The following is a 16,153-nucleotide window of genomic DNA, read 5'->3' as shown; positions in this document are numbered from 1 at the left end:
GGCGGCCGGCGCAGCAGCCGGGGCCGCTGCCGGCGTGGCCGGCGCAGGCGCGGCGGCGGGCGCCGGCTTGCGCGATGCCAGCCACTTCTGGAAGTCCTGCTTGCTCACCGCCTCGACCACGATCGGCATGAAGCCGTGGTCCTTGCCGCACAGTTCGGCGCACTGGCCGCGGTACACCCCGGGCGTGTCGATGCTGGTCCAGGCCTCGTTGATGATCCCGGGGATGGCATCCTGCTTCCAGCCCAGCGCCGGCACCCACCAGGCGTGGATGACGTCGTCGGCGGTGATGACGAAGCGCACCTTGGTGTTCACCGGCAGCACCAGCCGGTTGTCCACGTCCAGCAGGTAGTGCGGGTCGTGCTCGAGCGTGGGCACCGCATGGCTCTGCCGCAGGCGATCGGAACTGCGCGCCAGGCGGCTGGTGAACGACACGTTCTCGCCCAGGTATTCGTAGCGCCACATCCACTGGTAGCCGGTGACCTTCACCGTCATCTCGGCATCGCGGGTGTCGTACATCGCGATCAGCTTGGCGGTGGCCGGCCAGGCCATCACGATCAGGATCAGCACCGGGATCACCGTCCACACGATCTCGGCCTTGGTGTTGTGGCTGAACTGCGCCGGCACCGCGCCCTTGGACTTGCGGAACTTGAAGATCGCATAGGCCATCGCGCCGAACACCAGCACGCCGATGACTACGCAGACCCACAACGCGACCATGTGCGCGTCGTAGGCGTTGCGCGCACTCTGGGTGACGCCCCTGCCCATGTTGAGCTGCCACGGCTTGGGATCGGCCGACTGCGCCCACGCCAGCGGTGCGGCCATCGCCGCCGCCAACGCCATCCCGCCCCTGACCGCCTGTTGCACCCACCCGCCGCGTTGCTTCATTGCCTAGACCCCTTGGAGCGTCATCGGTTGCGGCCGGTCACGGCCGCGAGCAAGCCTTCCAGGGTCTGCGCCAGTTGCCGGCGTTCGTCGGGGCCGAGGAATTCGCCGACCCGGACCTGCTTGCCGCTGGATGCCAGCACCACCCTGTCGTCGCCTTCGATCCGCAACCGCACCCAATGCGGATGGGCGCGGAACGCCGGCGTTCCTGCATTCGGACGGGTCACTTCCACGCAGGCCGGACCCACCCGGATATCCTCTTCGCGCTCGCCGCCGCGCCATGACCAATGCAGCGCGAGCGCCACCACGATGCTGTGCAACAGGGCGAACGCAGGCGCGAACACATTGCCGGCGAGCCACCCCAGCCCAGCCACGGCCCACATCGCCCCGGCCAGTGCGAGGAACAACAGAACGAATTGCCGGGCATTCAACGCCCGCGGCGGTCGCAGCCGCAGCTGCGTACCCGACCCCTCCGGAGAAAACGGAAACATTTCGATCATGTCGAACCGCGCTTCCGAACCGCTCGCGCCCGAGCCGCGAGCACGCCTGGATGGTAGCCCCCGGCCTGCGCGGCGGCAAGCGCGCGTTCACCATAAAAAATGCTGCAGCGCAACCAGATTCGCGTTCAGCCTGGGCGCTGCCGCCGTCGCCTTGCAGACACCGGCAACCCCCTGCGCGTGCAGGCGCTGACATAAAATGGTGGGCTCTGTCCCTGGTCTTTCCCGCATGAACGCTCTGCCTGGCGCCGGCTCTGTTCCGGCGATGCCGTCCGCGTCTCCTTCGCCCTTGCTGTCCCCCGAACTCCCGCCCGCATCGCAGGCCCTGCGCGCGGCGATCACCGCCGCCTGGCTCAAGGACGAAGCCGAACACGTGCGCGAACTGCTCGAGCAGGCGCGCCTGCCCGCGGCCGACCAGGCCAAGGTGCAGGCGCTGGCCGCCGACCTGGTCACCCGCGTGCGCGCCCGCGCCCAGGACCAGGGCGCGATCGAGGCCTTCATGCGCCAGTACGACCTCGGCAGCGAGGAAGGCGTGCTGTTGATGTGCGTGGCCGAAGCGCTGCTGCGCATCCCCGACCAAGACACCGCCGACAAGCTGATCCGCGACAAGCTCGGCGATGCGGACTGGAAGAAGCACATGGGCGAGAGCGACTCGATCCTCGTCAATGCCTCGACCTGGGGCCTGATGCTCACCGGCAAGCTGGTGCAGATCAACGACCTCACCCGCGCCGACGTGTCCGGCGCGTTCAAGCGCCTGATCGGCCGCGTCGGCGAGCCGGTGATCCGCCTGGCGGTGCGCCAGGCGATGAAGATCATGGGCCACCAGTTCGTGATGGGCCGGACCATCGGCGAGGCGCTGACCCGCTCGAAGAAGGGCGACAACGCCCACTACCGCTATTCGTTCGACATGCTCGGCGAAGGCGCGCTGACCATGAAGGACGCGCAGCGCTATCTCGACGCCTACCGCCAGGCGATCCACGCCATCGGCAAGCATTTCGCCGCGCAGCGCCCGCAGGGCGGCAAGGACGCGGTGTTCGCCGCGCCCAGCATCTCGATCAAGCTCTCGGCGCTGTACCCGCGCTACGAGCACGCCAAGCGCGCGCGGGTGATGGCCGAGCTGGTGCCGGGCGTGCTGGAACTGGCGCAACTGGCCAAGTCCTACGGCATCGGCTACACGGTCGACGCCGAAGAGGCCGACCGCCTGGAACTGTCGCTGGACATCATCGAGGCCACCTTCTCCGATCCCTCGCTGGACGGCTGGGAAGGCTACGGCCTGGCGGTGCAGGCGTACCAGAAGCGCACCCCGTACACGATCGACTTCCTTGCCGACCTGGCGCGCCGCGTCGGCCGCCGCATCCCGGTGCGCCTGGTCAAGGGTGCCTACTGGGACGCGGAGATCAAGCGCGCGCAGGTCGAGGGCCACCCGGGCTATCCGGTGTTCACCCGCAAGCAGAACACCGACGTGTCCTACCTGGCCTGCGCCAAGCGCCTGTTCGCGCACAGCGACGCGCTGTATCCGATGTTCGCCACCCACAACGCGCAGACCATCGCCGCGGTGCGCGCCATCGCCGGCGGCCGCGACTACGAGCACCAGAAGCTGCACGGCATGGGCGACGACCTCTATGCCGAAGTGATCCCCGCCGACCGCCTCGGCGTGCCCTGCCGCGTGTACGCGCCGGTGGGCTCGCACGAGGACCTGCTGCCTTACCTGGTGCGGCGCCTGCTGGAGAACGGCGCCAACTCCAGCTTCGTCAACCGCATCACCGACGAAGACGTGGCCATCGAAGACCTGATCCGCGACCCGGTCGAGGCCGTGTCCGCGTTCGCCTCCATCCCGCATCCGAAGATTCCGCTGCCGGTCGATCTGCTGCGCAGCCAGAACCACAACAGGAAGAATTCCATGGGCGCCAACCTCGCCAACGACAACGATCTGCGCGCGCTGGCCGACCAGCTCAATACCGCGCTCAAGCCCTGGCAGGCTGCGCCGCTGGTGCCGGGCGCGGTGATCGCCGGCGATGCGCTGCCGGTCGCCAACCCGGCCGACCGCCGCCAGGTCGTCGGCCACTGGAAGCCGGCCGATGCCGCCACCGTGGAGAAGGCGCTGAGCAATGCCGCAGCCGCCTACCCGGCCTGGAACCGCACCCCGGCCGCCAGCCGCGCCACCATCCTCGAACACGCCGCCGACCTGCTGGAAGCGCGCATGCCCGAGTTCATGGCGCTGTGCGTCAAGGAAGCCGGCAAGACCCTGCCCGACGGCGTCGCCGAAGTGCGCGAGGCGGTGGATTTCCTGCGCTACTACGCCGGCCAGGCGCGCGCGCAGTTCGGCGCCCCCGAGCGCCTGCCCGGCCCGACCGGCGAATCCAACGAACTGCAGCTGCACGGCCGCGGCGTGTTCGTGTGCATCAGCCCGTGGAATTTCCCGCTGGCGATCTTCCTCGGCCAGGTCGCCGCGGCGCTGGCCGCCGGCAACAGCGTCATCGCCAAGCCGGCCGAGCAGACCAACCTGGTCGGCCACGCCGCGGTGAAGCTGCTGCACGAAGCCGGCGTGCCGGAGGCCGTGGTGCAGTTCCTGCCCGGCGACGGCGCCACCGTCGGCGCCGCGTTGACCCGCGATCCGCGCGTGGCCGGCGTCGCCTTCACCGGTTCCACCGAGACCGCGCGTGCGATCAACCGCGCGCTTGCCGCGCGCGATGCCGCCATCGGCGTGCTGATCGCCGAGACCGGCGGCCAGAACACCTTCATCGCCGACTCCTCGTCGCTGCCGGAAGCGGTGGTCAAGGACGCGATCTCCAGCGCCTTCATCTCCGCCGGCCAGCGCTGCTCGGCCGCGCGCGTACTGTTCGTGCAGGACGACATCGCCGACAAGGTGATGACGATGCTCGCTGGCGCCATGGCCGAACTGAAGGTCGGCGACCCGGGCCTGCTGTCCACCGACGTCGGCCCGGTGATCGATGCCGATGCGCTGCAGATCCTCACCGACCACGCCGCACGCATGGACCGCGAAGCGCGTGCGATCGCCGTGGCCGCCACCGACGACGCTACCGCGCACGGCAGCTTCTTCGCCCCGCGCGCCTACGAGCTGCAGTCGCTGTCGCAGTTGCAGCGCGAGATCTTCGGCCCGGTGCTGCACGTGATCCGCTGGAAGGCCGACCAGCTCGATGCGGTGATCGACCAGATCAACGCCACCGGCTACGGCCTGACCCTGGGCGTGCATTCGCGCATCGACGAGACCATCGAGCGCATCGCCTCGCGCGTGGCGGTGGGCAACGTCTACGTCAACCGCAACCAGATCGGCGCGGTGGTTGGCGTGCAGCCGTTCGGCGGCCAGGGCCTGTCCGGCACCGGCCCCAAGGCCGGCGGCCCGCACTACCTGCTGCGCTTCGCCACCGAGAAGGTGGTGACGGTCAACACCACCGCTGCCGGCGGCAACGCCTCGCTGCTGACCCTGGGCGACTGACCGGCCCGCTCGGCGCAGCGTTCCGCCCGGAACCTGCGCCGGCCGCCGCCCGCCGCAGCGCGCAGCGCACGCTGCGGACAGGCACAAAAAAGCCCCGCCGAAGCGGGGCTTTTTCGTGAACCGCGAAGCGCCTGCGATCAGAACTTGTAGTTGACCGAAGCCGCCAGCACGTTGCCGCTCACGTCGTAGTCGCCGACCAGGGTGTTGCCGGTGGCGCTGGTGGTGGCGATGCTCGGATCGTTGGTGAACAGGTGGGTGTAGCCGAAGCTGTACTCGGCCTGCTCGGACGGCTTCCAGGTCAGACCCAGCGAGACCCACTTGCGGCTCGCGTCCGGCACGCGCACGTCGCGGTGCTGGTCGGTGGTCGGGGTCTGGTCGTAGGCCACGCCGCCACGCAGGGTCAGCGTATCGCTCATGCGGTAGTCGGCACCCAGCGACACGAAGGTGGTGTCGCGGTACGAGAAGTCCAGCACGCTGTCGGGCTGGTTGGAGGCGAAGTCGACGGTGACCTTGTCGAACTTGCTCCAGGCGGTGCGGGTGACGTCGGCCATCACCGTCCACTGCTCGTTGATATTGTGGGTGAAGCTGGCGGTGGCGCTGGCCGGCAGCTTGACCGTGGCACGGCCCTTGGTGTCGACGAAGGTACCCGGCGCGGCGACAGCCAGCACGGTGGCGGCATTGCCCGGCACGGTGAAGTTGGCATCGCCGTCGGTGATCTTGTGCTCGACCTGCGACCGGTAGCTGAAGCCGATGTGGGTGTTCTCGTCGATGCTGAACAGGCCGCCCAGGGTGAAGCCGACGTCGGTGTTGTCGCCCTTGATGCGCGAGAAACCATCGGCGCTGCCCGGCGCGAAGCCCGGCACGCGGCGCGATGCCAGGATGGTGCCGAAGTCGATGGCGTTGCTCAGATCGATGTCCAGGCGCTCGGCGAACACCGACGCGCCGAACGACACGTACGGGTTGACGTCGTAGGAGAAGGCGAAGTTCAGGTCGATCGCCTGCAGCTCGGTCTTGACGCCGTTGTAGCGGCCCACCCAGTCGCGGTCGTATTCGGTCTTGAAGCCGAACGGCACGGTCAGCGAGGTGCCGAAGTGCATGTTGTTGTTTTCGCCGAACGGCATGTGGAAGTACACCGCCGGGACCGGCGCGATCATGCCGGCGTCGCCGCCGCGGCCGCCGGAGATCGGCGCGCCGGTGGCGTAGGTGCCGCCGTCGCCCTGGTACTTGGCCGAGAACTGGATGGCGCTGACGTCGGCCTGGAACACCTTGCCGTCGAGCTGGCGCATGCCGGCCGGGTTCACGGCGATGATCGAGGCATCGCCGGGGGCGCTGCCGGAGCCGGCGAACGCGCGGCCCAGGCCCTTGGCGCTGTTCTCCTTGAGCTGGAACGCGGCGCCGTGCGCCTGGCCCATGGCCAGCGCGCCGACGATGCCGACGGCCAGAGCGGTGAAACGGACGAACTGGGTAGCGTTTTGCATGACTAGTTTTTCTCCGGAAGACGAAGTGTCTGTGTTCGCGCCTGCGCAACCCCGAACCGCAACGGCCCGGGAATGCGCGCCGGAGTCCCCTCCCGACATACGACGCCGTATGCGAGTATACCCCGCACCGTTAACTAAACAATAACGACATGATGCGTTCAGGTTCGTGTGGAGTCGGCGTGCGTTCAGCCGAATGAAGCCCTTATCTTGGCGTCCTAGCGGTCTCCGGTTCCCCTTCCCTCGCATGTTCGTTTCCATCCCTTCCCGCGAACGCACCACGTTGCGCTGGGCCACCCCGCTGCTGTTCGCGGCGATGTGGCTGGCCTTCCTGTGGTCGATCAGCCGTCCCGACGAGGCGCGCGCGACCCTGTGGCTGGACTGGGGTGCGCTGTCGGCCGGGGTCGGCAGCCCGCGCGACTGGCTGGCGACGGTGCAGGACGGCAGCGTGCTGCGCCTGTTCACCGCGCTGTTCCTGCACGCCGACTGGTCGCACCTGCTCGGCAACCTGGTGTTCCTGCTGATCTTCGGCCTGCCCGCCGAGCGCGTGCTGGGACCGTGGCGGTTCCTGCTGCTGTTCCTGGGCGGCGGGGCGATTTCCAACCTGGCCGCGGTGTTCGCGATCGGCACCCCCGACCGGGTCATCATCGGCGCCAGCGGCGCGGTGTCGGCGCTGATCGGCACCTACCTGGCGCTGTTCCCGCGGGCCAAGCTCGGCGTGGTGCTGCCGCTCGGGCTGTTCCTGGAATTCGTGCGCGCCCCGGCCTCGCTGCTGATCGGCACCTGGGCAGCGCTGCAGGTGGTGTTCGCCTACATCGGCCCGGCGTTCGGCATGGTGGCGTGGTCGGCGCACCTGGCCGGCTTCGCCTTCGGCATGGTCTACGGGCTGTACGTGCGCGCGGCGATCGCGCGGCGGCTGCGCAAGCGCAAGGGTTTCTGAGCCGCCTGCGGCAACGGCGCCCGTATACTGCGGGCATGTTCAAGCACCTGTACAAAGTGACCTTCCTCAACCACGGCAAGGTCTACGAGCTGTATTGCCAGCACGTGGGCAGCAGCCATCTGTGGGGCTTCACCGAGATCGGCACGCTGGTGTTCGACGTGCACGATGGGCTGGTGATCGATCCCACCGAGGAACGCCTGCGCGAGGAGTTCGGCGCCACCAAGACGCTGCACCTGCCGATGCAGAGCATCGTGCGCATCGAAGAGGTGGAGAAGAAGGGGCCGTCGGCGATCCGCGACGCGGCCACCGGCGAGAAGGTGGTCACGCCGTTCCCGATGCCCGGCAAGCCTCGCTGAGCCGATGCGCATCCTGATCGCCGACGACTATCAGGATGCGGTGCGCCACCTGCCCTGCTTCGCGCGGCTGCAGGCGCACAGCGTGCAGGTGCTGACCGCGCTCGCGCCCGACCGCGACACCCTGGTCCGCCATGCCGCCGAGGCCGAGGCGCTGGTGCTGATCCGCGAGCGTACCCGCATCGACGCCGCCCTGCTGGCGCGACTGCCCAAGCTGCGCCTGATCAGCCAGACCGGGCGGATCGGCGAGCACATCGACCTGGCCGCCTGCACCGCGCGCGGCGTGGCCGTGGCCGAAGGCGTCGGCTCGCCGGTGGCGCCGGCGGAACTGACCTGGGCGCTGCTGATGGCCGCCAGCCGGCGCGTGCCCGCCTACCGCGATGCGCTGCTGGGCGGGCACTGGCAGGCCACCGGCGATGCGCAGCTGGGCCGCAGCCTGGAGGGCCTGACCCTCGGCATCTGGAGCTACGGCAAGATCGGCCGCCGCGTCGCCGCCTACGGCCGCGCCTTCGGCATGCGCGTGCAGGTATGGGGGAGCGAGGACAGTTGTGCGCAGGCGCGCGCCGACGGCTTCGCGGTCGCCGCCAGCCGCGCGGCGCTGTTCGCCGAGAGCGACGTGCTCAGCCTGCATCGCCGCCTGGTCGCGGCCACCCGTCACCAGATCGGATTGGATGATCTGCTGCGGATGAAACCGGATGCGTTGCTGGTCAACACCAGCCGTGCCGAACTCATCGCCCCCGGCGCGCTGTTGGCGGCGCTGGACGCCGGCCGTCCCGGGCAGGCGGCGCTGGACGTGTTCGAACAGGAGCCGATCCTGGACCCGCAGCATCCGCTGCTGCGGCATCCGCGGGTGCTGGCGACGCCACACCTGGGCTACGTCGAACAAAGCAGCTACGCGCTGTATTTCGGCGCCGCCTTCGACAACGTGCTGGCCTTCGCCGCCGGCACGCCGCAGCGGCTGGCCAATCCCGAGGTGCTCAGCGTCGCCGACTGAGCCGCTGGCCACCGCCGCCGCGCAACGGTCACGCCGCGCGCGCGATGACGACGGTGCCGCCCGCCGGCTCAGGTCCCGGACACTGGAGCCGGTTCGGTCTTGTCGGACTCGGTCTTTGCAGGTTCCGACTTGGCAGGCTCGGGCTTTGCCGGCTCCGCCGCCGGCTGCTTCGCCGGGGCCGCCTTCGGCGCGACGCCCGCCGGCTTGTGTGCCGGCTTGGCCTTGCCCTTGCCGGCCGGTGCCGCCGCAGCCGCCCGCGCCACGGCGCCAGGCTGCTTCAATTCGGCCAGCGCCTGCGCGATCGGGCCATCGCCCGGCAGCACGTCGCCGGCGGTGTAGCCCTCGGCGCCCTCGTCGTCGCCATGCAGGTGGCCCGGCAGGGTCGCTTCGCTGTAGTCGGCGATCGCGGCCGGCTTGTCAGCATCGTCCGCGCTGGCCTCCGGGTGCAGCACCACGTCGGGCACGATGCCGCTGGCCTGGATCGACTTGCCGCTCGGCGTGTAGTAGCGCGCCGTGGTCAGCTTGACCGAGTCGCCGTTGTCCAGCGGCAGCACGGTCTGCACCGAGCCCTTGCCGAAGGTGCGGCTGCCGACGATGCGCGCGCGCTTGTTGTCGCGCAGCGCGCCGGCCAGCACTTCCGAGGCGCTGGCCGAACCGGCATCCACCAGCACCACCATCGGCGCGCCGTTGAGCAGGTCGCCGGGGGTGGCGTCGAACTTGGAATCGCTGACCGAGATGCGCCCGCGGGTGCTGACGATGGTGCCCTTGTCGAGCACGTCGTCGGCCACCTGCACCGCCGCGGTCAGCAGGCCGCCCGGATTGCTGCGCAGGTCCAGCACCAGGCCGCGCAGCTTGCCGCCGGCCTGCGCCTGCAACTGCTGCAGCTGCTTGTGGAAATCGGCGCCGGTGTCGGCCTGGAAGGTGCTGATGCGGATGTAGCCGTAGCCCGGCTCGAGCATGCGGCTGCGCACGCTGGCCACGCGGATGGTCTGCCGGGTCAGGGTCACGTCGAACGGCTTGGCCACCTTGTCGCGGGCGATGGTCAATACGACCTTGCTGCCCGGCTCGCCGCGCAGCGGTTCCATCGCCTTGACCGCGCTGATCGGCTTGCCGTCGATGGCGATGATGATGTCGCCCGAGCGCAGGCCGGCCCGCGCGGCGGGCGTGTCGTCGATCGGCGATACCACCTTGAGCGTGTTGTCCGGCAACTGCAGCAGCTCCACGCCGATGCCGTCGTAGGCGCCGCTGGTCTGCTCGTCGAAGGCTTCGGCGTCCTCCTTGCTGAAATAGGTGCTGTGCGGATCCAGGTCCAGCAGCAGGCCGCGGATCGCGGACTGCATCAGCTTCTTGTCGTCGACCGGATCGACGTAGGCTTCCTTCACCGCGTTGTAGACCGCGACGTAGCGACGGATCTCGTCCAGCGGCACCTTGGCGCTGGCCGATTCGGTGGCGTCGGGATCGTCGGCGCTGGCCGCCGGGGCCGTGGGCGTCTGCGCCTCGGCGCGTTGCGCCATCGACGGCAGCGGCGCCAGGGCGAGCAACAGGGCTGCGGACAGGACTACGCGCATGAAGCACTCCGATTGGGGAAGACCCGCACCGTGCACGGCGCGGTTGTCCGGATTATGCGCGAAGCCGAGCTAAATTCGCGTTGAACGCACCGCGTTGGCGTGGCTCAGCGGCGCTGCAGCCAGGATGAGGGATCCACCGGCTGACCATTGCGGCGCAGTTCGAAGTACAGCGCCGGGCGGCCCTGGCCGCCGGAATTGCCGACCTTGGCCACCGCATCGCCGCGCTTGACCTTGGCGCCGGCGTCGCGCAGCAGCGTGTCGTTGTGCGCGTACAGGCTCATGTAGCCGTTGCCGTGGTCCACGATCAGGATCATGCCGTAGCCGGTCATCCAGTCGGAGAACACCACCGTGCCGTCGGCGACCGCGGTGACGGTGCTGCCGGCAGGCGCGGCGATCAGCACGCCGCTGCTGGTGCGCCCGTCGGGCAGCCGGCCGCCGTAGCGCGCGATCAGGTCGCCCGACAGCGGCCAGCCGAGGCCACCGACCTTCAGCGGCGGCGCCGCGGCCACCACCTTGGGCGGCACCTTGCCGCCGCCACGCCCGGCCTTCGCCGCGGCCTTGGCCTGCGCCGCCTGTTCGGCCGCTTCGCGCCTGGCCGCGGCACGGCGCTCGGCCTCGGCGCGCGCGGCGGCGGCGCGCAGGTTGGCGAGCAGCGTCTCCAGCGCCTTGGCGTCCTGGCCCAGCGCCTTCTCGCGTTCGCTGCGGTCCTGGTAGCGCTGGTCCAGTTCCGAGACCACGCTGGCGCGCTGCTTGCGGTCGCGCTGCAGGGCCTGGGCCTGTTCCTGCTGGCGGCGCTGGGCCTCGCTCAGCTGCTGCTTCTGTTCGACGACCTCGCGCTGCACCTGTTCCAGCGCCTGCAGCTCGTGGGTCAGCGTGGCGATGCGCTGCGCGCGCTCGCGCTGCAGATAGCGGTGATAGGCCAGCAGGCGGTTGGCGTCGGCCACGCGGTCCTGCGCCAGCAGCAGCTTCAGCGGCGCATTGCCGCCGATGGCATAGGCCGCCCGCAGCAGTTGCGCCAGTTCGGCGCGCTGCCGCGTCAAACCGCTGCGCAGGCCATCGCGCTTGCGCTCGAGCTCGGCCAGGGTCTGCTGGTGCCGCTGCAGCGCCTGCTGCGTCTGCGCCAGGCTGCGACCGGTGGCGGCGACCTTTTCGTCGGCGTCGCGCAACTGGCGCGCGGCGTCGCCACGCTTGCCTTCTAGCTGCCGCCGCTCCTCGGCCACGCTCTTCAGTTCGTTGCGCACCTTCTCCAGGCGCTTCTCGGCCTCGCGCGGATTCTGCGCCGCGGCCAACCCGGCGGTCAGCAGCCACGCCGCCGCCAGCAGGCTGCGCAACGGCCCGCGCCATTGCACGGGCGCACGCCGCTCGGCCGCGCGGGGCGCGGCGGAATGCGGTGGGACAGGCGCGGCTGCGGGCAAGCGAGGGTCCAGTGACTTCAGGCAGGTGTGGATTGTAGCGAAGCGTGTTGTGATCGCCTCACGATTGATTGCGGCCGCATCGTCGGCGCCCGGGAGGTGAAGGATGAAACGCATGCATCTGGCGGTTGTGCTGGCGCTGGCCCTGACGGCCGGCCAGGCGTTCGCGGGCGAAGGCATCAGCAAGGTCAACGGCAGCATCACTGCCGACGCCGGCAAGCAGTACGGGGATCTGGAAACGGTCAACGGCAGCATCAACGTCCAGTCCGGCGCCCAGGTGGGCAGCGTGGAAACAGTCAACGGCAGCGTCAAGGTCGCCGACGGCGCGCAGACCAAGGGCTTGTCCACGGTCAATGGCGGCATCACCCTCGGCGAGCGCGCGCAGGTCGCCGGTTCCATCGAAACCGTCAACGGCGGCATCTTCGTCGACCGCGGCGGCCGCGTCGGCGGCGGCATCGAAAGCGTCAACGGCAGCATCGGCCTGGTCGCCACGCAATTGGACAAGGGCATCGAGACGGTCAACGGCGACATCACCGTCGGCCACGATTCGCATGTCGGTGGCGGCATTTCGATCAACAAGCCCAGTTTCAGCATGTCGTTCAAGCCGACGCGCAAGCCGCGGGTCATCGTCGGCCCCCGCGCGGTCATCGACGGCCCGCTGCGCTTCGAGCGCGAAGTGACCCTGTACGTGCACCGCAGCGCCAAGACCGGGCCGATCACCGGCGCCACCGCGCTGCCCTTCGACGGCGACACCGCGCCGAACAACTGAGCCATGCCGCGTCGCCGCGCGCGCCCGGACGCGCGCGGCTTGCCTATAGAATCCAGGGTTCCCTCGCCACCAGGAGCCCCCATGTCCCGCAAGCTCGTGCTGTGCCTGGCCGCGGCCGCGGCGCTGACCGCGTGCAAACGCGAAGCGCCCGCCCCGGCCGCCGACACCACGCCACCGGCCGCGACGCCCGCGCCCGCTGCGGCGCCCACGCACGCGTTCTCCACCGGGATCGCGCCGGCGGACTTCGCCGAACTGGTCAAGACGCTGTCCTCCGACGCCTTCGAAGGCCGCGGTCCCGGCACGCCGGGCGAGGACAAGACGGTCGCCTACATCCGTGACCAGATGCAGCGCATCGGCCTGCAGCCCGGCAACGGCGACAGCTGGTTCCAGGACGTGGCGATGACCGAGACCACCGCGGCGCCCGGCACCACGCTCACCATTAGCCACGACGGCGCTGCGCGACAGCTCGCCTTCGGCAGCGACATGGTGGTGGGCACGCGCACCGGCCAGCCCGAGGTCAAGCTCGATGGCAGCGACATGGTCTTCGTCGGCTACGGCGTGGACGCGCCGGAGCAGAAGTGGAACGACTATGCCGGCCAGGACTGGAAGGGCAAGACGGTGGTGATGTTCGTCAACGACCCCGGCTTCCACACCGGCGACGGCAGCCTGTTCGAAGGCAAGCGCATGACCTACTACGGGCGCTGGACCTACAAGTTCGAGGAAGCCGCGCGCAAGGGCGCCGCCGCCGCATTGATCGTGCACGACGCGCCCGGCGCCAGCTACGGCTGGGACGTGGTCAAGAACTCCTGGTCCGGCGCGCAGTACGACCTGCCGGCGAAGGACGATCCGGAGCCGCGTATCCCGGTGCAGGGCTGGCTCACCGCCGAGGCGGCCAAGCAGCTGTTCGCCGATGCCGGACTGGATCTGGCGCAAGCGTACAAGGACGCCAGCAAGCGCGGCTTCAAGCCGGTCCCGCTGAAGGCCAAGCTCTCGGTGGACCTGAAGAGCACCATCGCCGAGAAGACCTCGCGCAACGTGGTCGGCGTGCTGCCCGGCAGCAGCCGCGCCGACGAAGCGGTGCTGTACATGGCGCACTGGGATCACCTGGGCAAGCACGAGGGCGAGCCCGGCGACAACATCTACAATGGTGCGGTCGACAACGCCACCGGCGTGGCCGGCATCCTCGAAATCGCCGAGGCCTTCGCGCACCAGCAGCCCAAGCCCGAGCGTTCGGTGGTGTTCCTGGCGGTGACGCTGGAGGAGTCGGGGCTGCTCGGTTCCAAGTACTACGTGGCGCATCCGACCTTCCCGCTGAACAAGATCGCCGGCGTCATCAACCTGGATGCGATGCCGGTGGCCGGGCGCGCCAAGGACCTGGTGGTCAACGGGTTCGGCAGCTCGCAACTGGAAGATATGCTCAAGCCGATCGCCGCCGCGCAAGGCCGCGTGCTGCACTCCGAGGACGCGCCGCAGAGCGGGTTCTACTTCCGTTCCGATCACTTCAACTTCGCCAAGGCCGGCGTGCCGGCGCTGTACATCGACGGCGGCGAAGACCTGGTCGACGGCGGCATCGAAGCCGGGCGCCGCGCCGCGGCAGAGTACGCCAAGCGCTACCACACGCCGGCCGACGAGTACGATCCGGCGACCTGGAAGCTCGACGGCGTGATGGACGACCTGCAGGCGGTGTACGGCGTCGGCAAGGAACTGGCGGCCGGCGACAGCTGGCCGAACTGGTATGCGGACAATCCGTTCAAGGCCGCACGCGACAAGATGATGGGAAGGCCGACGTCGCTGCCGGCGGCGCAGCCTGCCGCCGGCAAGTAGGCGGCGGCTTATCCCGAGCTTCATGGCAACGGCGCTTCGGCGCCGTTTCTGCCACCATGGGTCGCGCGGCGCACCGGGCGTCGTCGGTGCCACCACCTCGTGCAGATCGCTTACTGCACGCAGTGCTGCGCGGTTGCCGGACGTGTTCCGAGCGCCTCGAATGCCGATCGGACACCCACGCGCAAAGCACTTCGGCCGCGACGAGAGCTACCGCTACAGAAAAGCCCGGGCATGCGCTGCCCGGGCTTTCATGGGATGACGATGACGCATGACGTGACCGCGGCGGCTGACCGCCACGGTCGCCGTCGGCTCAGGCCGCCTGCTTGGTCTGCGCCAGGCTGGCCATGTCGATGACGAAACGGTACTTCACGTCGCCCTTGAGCATGCGCTCGTAGGCCTCGTTGATCTGCGCCATCTCGATCGTCTCGATGTCGGACACGATGCCGTGCTTGGCGCAGAAATCCAGCATCTCCTGGGTCTCACGGATACCGCCGATCAGCGAACCGGCCAGCTGGCGCCGCTTCATGATCAGGTTGAACACCGTCGGCGACGGGTGCGGCTCGGCCGGCGCGCCGACAAGGGTCATGGTGCCGTCGCGCTTGAGCAGGGTCAGGAACGCATCGAGGTCGTGCGGTGCCGCCACGGTGTTGAGGATGAAATCGAAGCTGTTGGTGTGCGCCGCCATCTCGTCGGCGTTCTTCGACACCACCACCTCGTTCGCGCCCAGACGCAGCGCATCGTCGCGCTTACCGGCCGACGTGGTGAACAGCACGACATGCGCGCCCATGGCGTGGGCGATCTTCACGCCCATATGGCCAAGGCCGCCCAGGCCGACGATGCCGACCTTCTTGCCCGGGCCGACCTTCCAGTGATTCAGAGGCGAATAGGTGGTGATGCCAGCGCACAGCAGCGGCGCCACCGCCGCCAGCTGGTCGGCATCGTGGCGGATCTGCAGCGTGTACTTCTCGTCGACCACGATGTGATCGGAGTAGCCGCCATAGGTGTTCTCCCCGCCGAACATCGGACCGTTGTAGGTACCGACGAAGCCGTTTTCGCAGTACTGCTCTTCGCCATCGGCACAGGAGGCGCAATGCCGGCAGCTGTCGACCATGCAGCCGACACCGGCCAGGTCGCCGACCTTGAAGGCAGTGACCTGATCGCCCACCGCTGTAATGCGGCCGACGATTTCATGGCCGGGGACGGACGGGTACTGGGTGTTGTGCCACTCGTTGCGGGCGGTGTGCAGATCCGAGTGGCAGACGCCACAGTAGAGGATCTCGATGCTGACATCATGCGCACCGAGCGCACGGCGCTCGAAGGTGAAGGGGGTCAGTGGCTGATCGGACGCCTTGGCGGCGTATCCATTGGCTTGGCTCATGGGGAAGGCCTCGTGGTGGGTGAAAGGGGCCGAAAAGCGATGCGCGAGGCAGGCAGAGATGCCCACGCGGTCGCCAAAATCGAGAAAAAGTCTAAGCGGCGCGGCATGAAAGGCGCGCATCGCCACATGGAACGGTGCGATGCGCTTGCTCTGAATCCGCTGTCGAAGCGAACAAGTGTGGACTGGCGCACGTGCTCGGCTGAACGTAGCCGCACTCCACCGATGGAGCGCAAGCGAAATGCCGGCGCTCAGCCACGGCACTACGGAGGGGGCGGCGACGCGGCACGTCTCGACGCGCGCGACAGCGACGCGGGAGGTAGTAGAGCGTTTGGCCTCATCCGCCCGTGCGAGCCCCTTCTTCGGAGGGGAGAAGGGAGGAACCGAGCCCCTCTCCCCCCGGGAGAGGGGTAGGGGTGAGGGTAGGGCGCGCGCAGCGCCTCGCCGATCCGTCATTGCGAGGCTTGGCCCGCACCCTCATCCGCCCCTGCGGGGCACCTTCCCCCAAGAAGGGGGCCATGGTCCCGACGGGAGAAGGGAGAACGAGGTTTCGCCCGTCCCTGATCGTCTGCGCGCGTTGGGTGTTTTTCCAGGCGCAATAAAAAAT

General features: G+C 69.1%; 12 protein-coding genes. 6 read left to right on the top strand and 6 right to left on the bottom strand.

From position 1 onward, the window contains the following. Positions 1-885: cytochrome c oxidase subunit II (gene coxB, locus J7357_RS20380; protein ID WP_209249339.1), on the bottom strand; the 885-nt coding region annotated here is incomplete at its 3' end. Positions 886-905: 20 nt separating this feature from the next. Next, positions 906-1,382 (bottom strand): DUF2244 domain-containing protein, encoded by a 477-nt coding sequence (locus J7357_RS20375; protein WP_029561818.1) that lies wholly within the window; start codon positions 1,380-1,382, stop codon positions 906-908. A 262-nt stretch (positions 1,383-1,644) separates the two neighbouring features. Between J7357_RS20375 and putA the strand changes: the two genes are divergently transcribed. Then, entirely contained in the window at positions 1,645-4,836 is a 3,192-nt protein-coding gene (gene putA, locus J7357_RS20370; protein ID WP_209249343.1) for a bifunctional proline dehydrogenase/L-glutamate gamma-semialdehyde dehydrogenase PutA, read from the top strand. Positions 4,837-4,973: 137 nt separating this feature from the next. On the opposite strand, the gene J7357_RS20365 is transcribed toward putA, so the two are convergent. Then, positions 4,974-6,314, bottom strand: coding sequence for an outer membrane protein transport protein (locus J7357_RS20365; protein ID WP_209249337.1), 1,341 nt, complete (start codon positions 6,312-6,314; stop codon positions 4,974-4,976). 244 nt (positions 6,315-6,558) lie between these two features. Between J7357_RS20365 and J7357_RS20360 the strand changes: the two genes are divergently transcribed. From J7357_RS20360 to J7357_RS20350, 3 genes are read left to right on the top strand one after another with little or no spacing between them, the layout of a single operon-like run. Then, the gene (locus J7357_RS20360; RefSeq protein ID WP_010340917.1) at positions 6,559-7,251 is read left to right on the top strand and encodes a rhomboid family intramembrane serine protease; all 693 of its coding nucleotides are present in this window, start codon (positions 6,559-6,561) and stop codon (positions 7,249-7,251) included. A 35-nt stretch (positions 7,252-7,286) separates the two neighbouring features. Beyond that, positions 7,287-7,607, top strand: coding sequence for a DUF1820 family protein (locus tag J7357_RS20355; RefSeq protein ID WP_209032314.1), 321 nt, complete (start codon positions 7,287-7,289; stop codon positions 7,605-7,607). Between the two features lie 4 nt (positions 7,608-7,611). Next, on the top strand, positions 7,612-8,598 hold the full coding sequence (locus J7357_RS20350; RefSeq protein WP_209249335.1) for a D-2-hydroxyacid dehydrogenase family protein: 987 nt from the start codon (positions 7,612-7,614) through the stop codon (positions 8,596-8,598). A 68-nt stretch (positions 8,599-8,666) separates the two neighbouring features. Here the strand turns inward: J7357_RS20350 and J7357_RS20345 are convergent, their stop codons facing one another. Then, entirely contained in the window at positions 8,667-10,166 is a 1,500-nt protein-coding gene (locus J7357_RS20345; RefSeq protein WP_209249333.1) for a S41 family peptidase, read from the bottom strand. Between the two features lie 104 nt (positions 10,167-10,270). After that, positions 10,271-11,497: a peptidoglycan DD-metalloendopeptidase family protein gene (locus tag J7357_RS20340; RefSeq protein WP_244667707.1), complete on the bottom strand. Its 1,227-nt coding sequence runs from the start codon at positions 11,495-11,497 to the stop codon at positions 10,271-10,273. A 187-nt stretch (positions 11,498-11,684) separates the two neighbouring features. On the opposite strand from J7357_RS20340, the gene J7357_RS20335 reads away from it, so the two are divergent. Together J7357_RS20335 and J7357_RS20330 are read left to right on the top strand one after the other, a co-directional pair. Then, the gene (locus J7357_RS20335) at positions 11,685-12,347 is read left to right on the top strand and encodes a hypothetical protein (protein WP_209249329.1); all 663 of its coding nucleotides are present in this window, start codon (positions 11,685-11,687) and stop codon (positions 12,345-12,347) included. Positions 12,348-12,428: 81 nt separating this feature from the next. Then, positions 12,429-14,171 carry a M28 family metallopeptidase gene (locus J7357_RS20330; RefSeq protein WP_209249327.1) on the top strand — a complete coding sequence of 581 codons (1,743 nt, stop codon included), beginning with the start codon at positions 12,429-12,431 and terminating at the stop codon, positions 14,169-14,171. A 310-nt stretch (positions 14,172-14,481) separates the two neighbouring features. Here the strand turns inward: J7357_RS20330 and J7357_RS20325 are convergent, their stop codons facing one another. Next, on the bottom strand, positions 14,482-15,549 hold the full coding sequence (locus J7357_RS20325) for an NAD(P)-dependent alcohol dehydrogenase (protein WP_209249341.1): 1,068 nt from the start codon (positions 15,547-15,549) through the stop codon (positions 14,482-14,484). Between the last annotated feature and the right edge of the window lie 604 nt (positions 15,550-16,153).

Source organism: Xanthomonas sp. D-109, from assembly GCF_017746095.1.
GTDB lineage: Bacteria > Pseudomonadota > Gammaproteobacteria > Xanthomonadales > Xanthomonadaceae > Xanthomonas_A > Xanthomonas_A sacchari.
The sequence above is the reverse complement of the archived record's forward strand: the minus strand, read 5'-3'. Positions and strand labels throughout refer to the sequence as shown.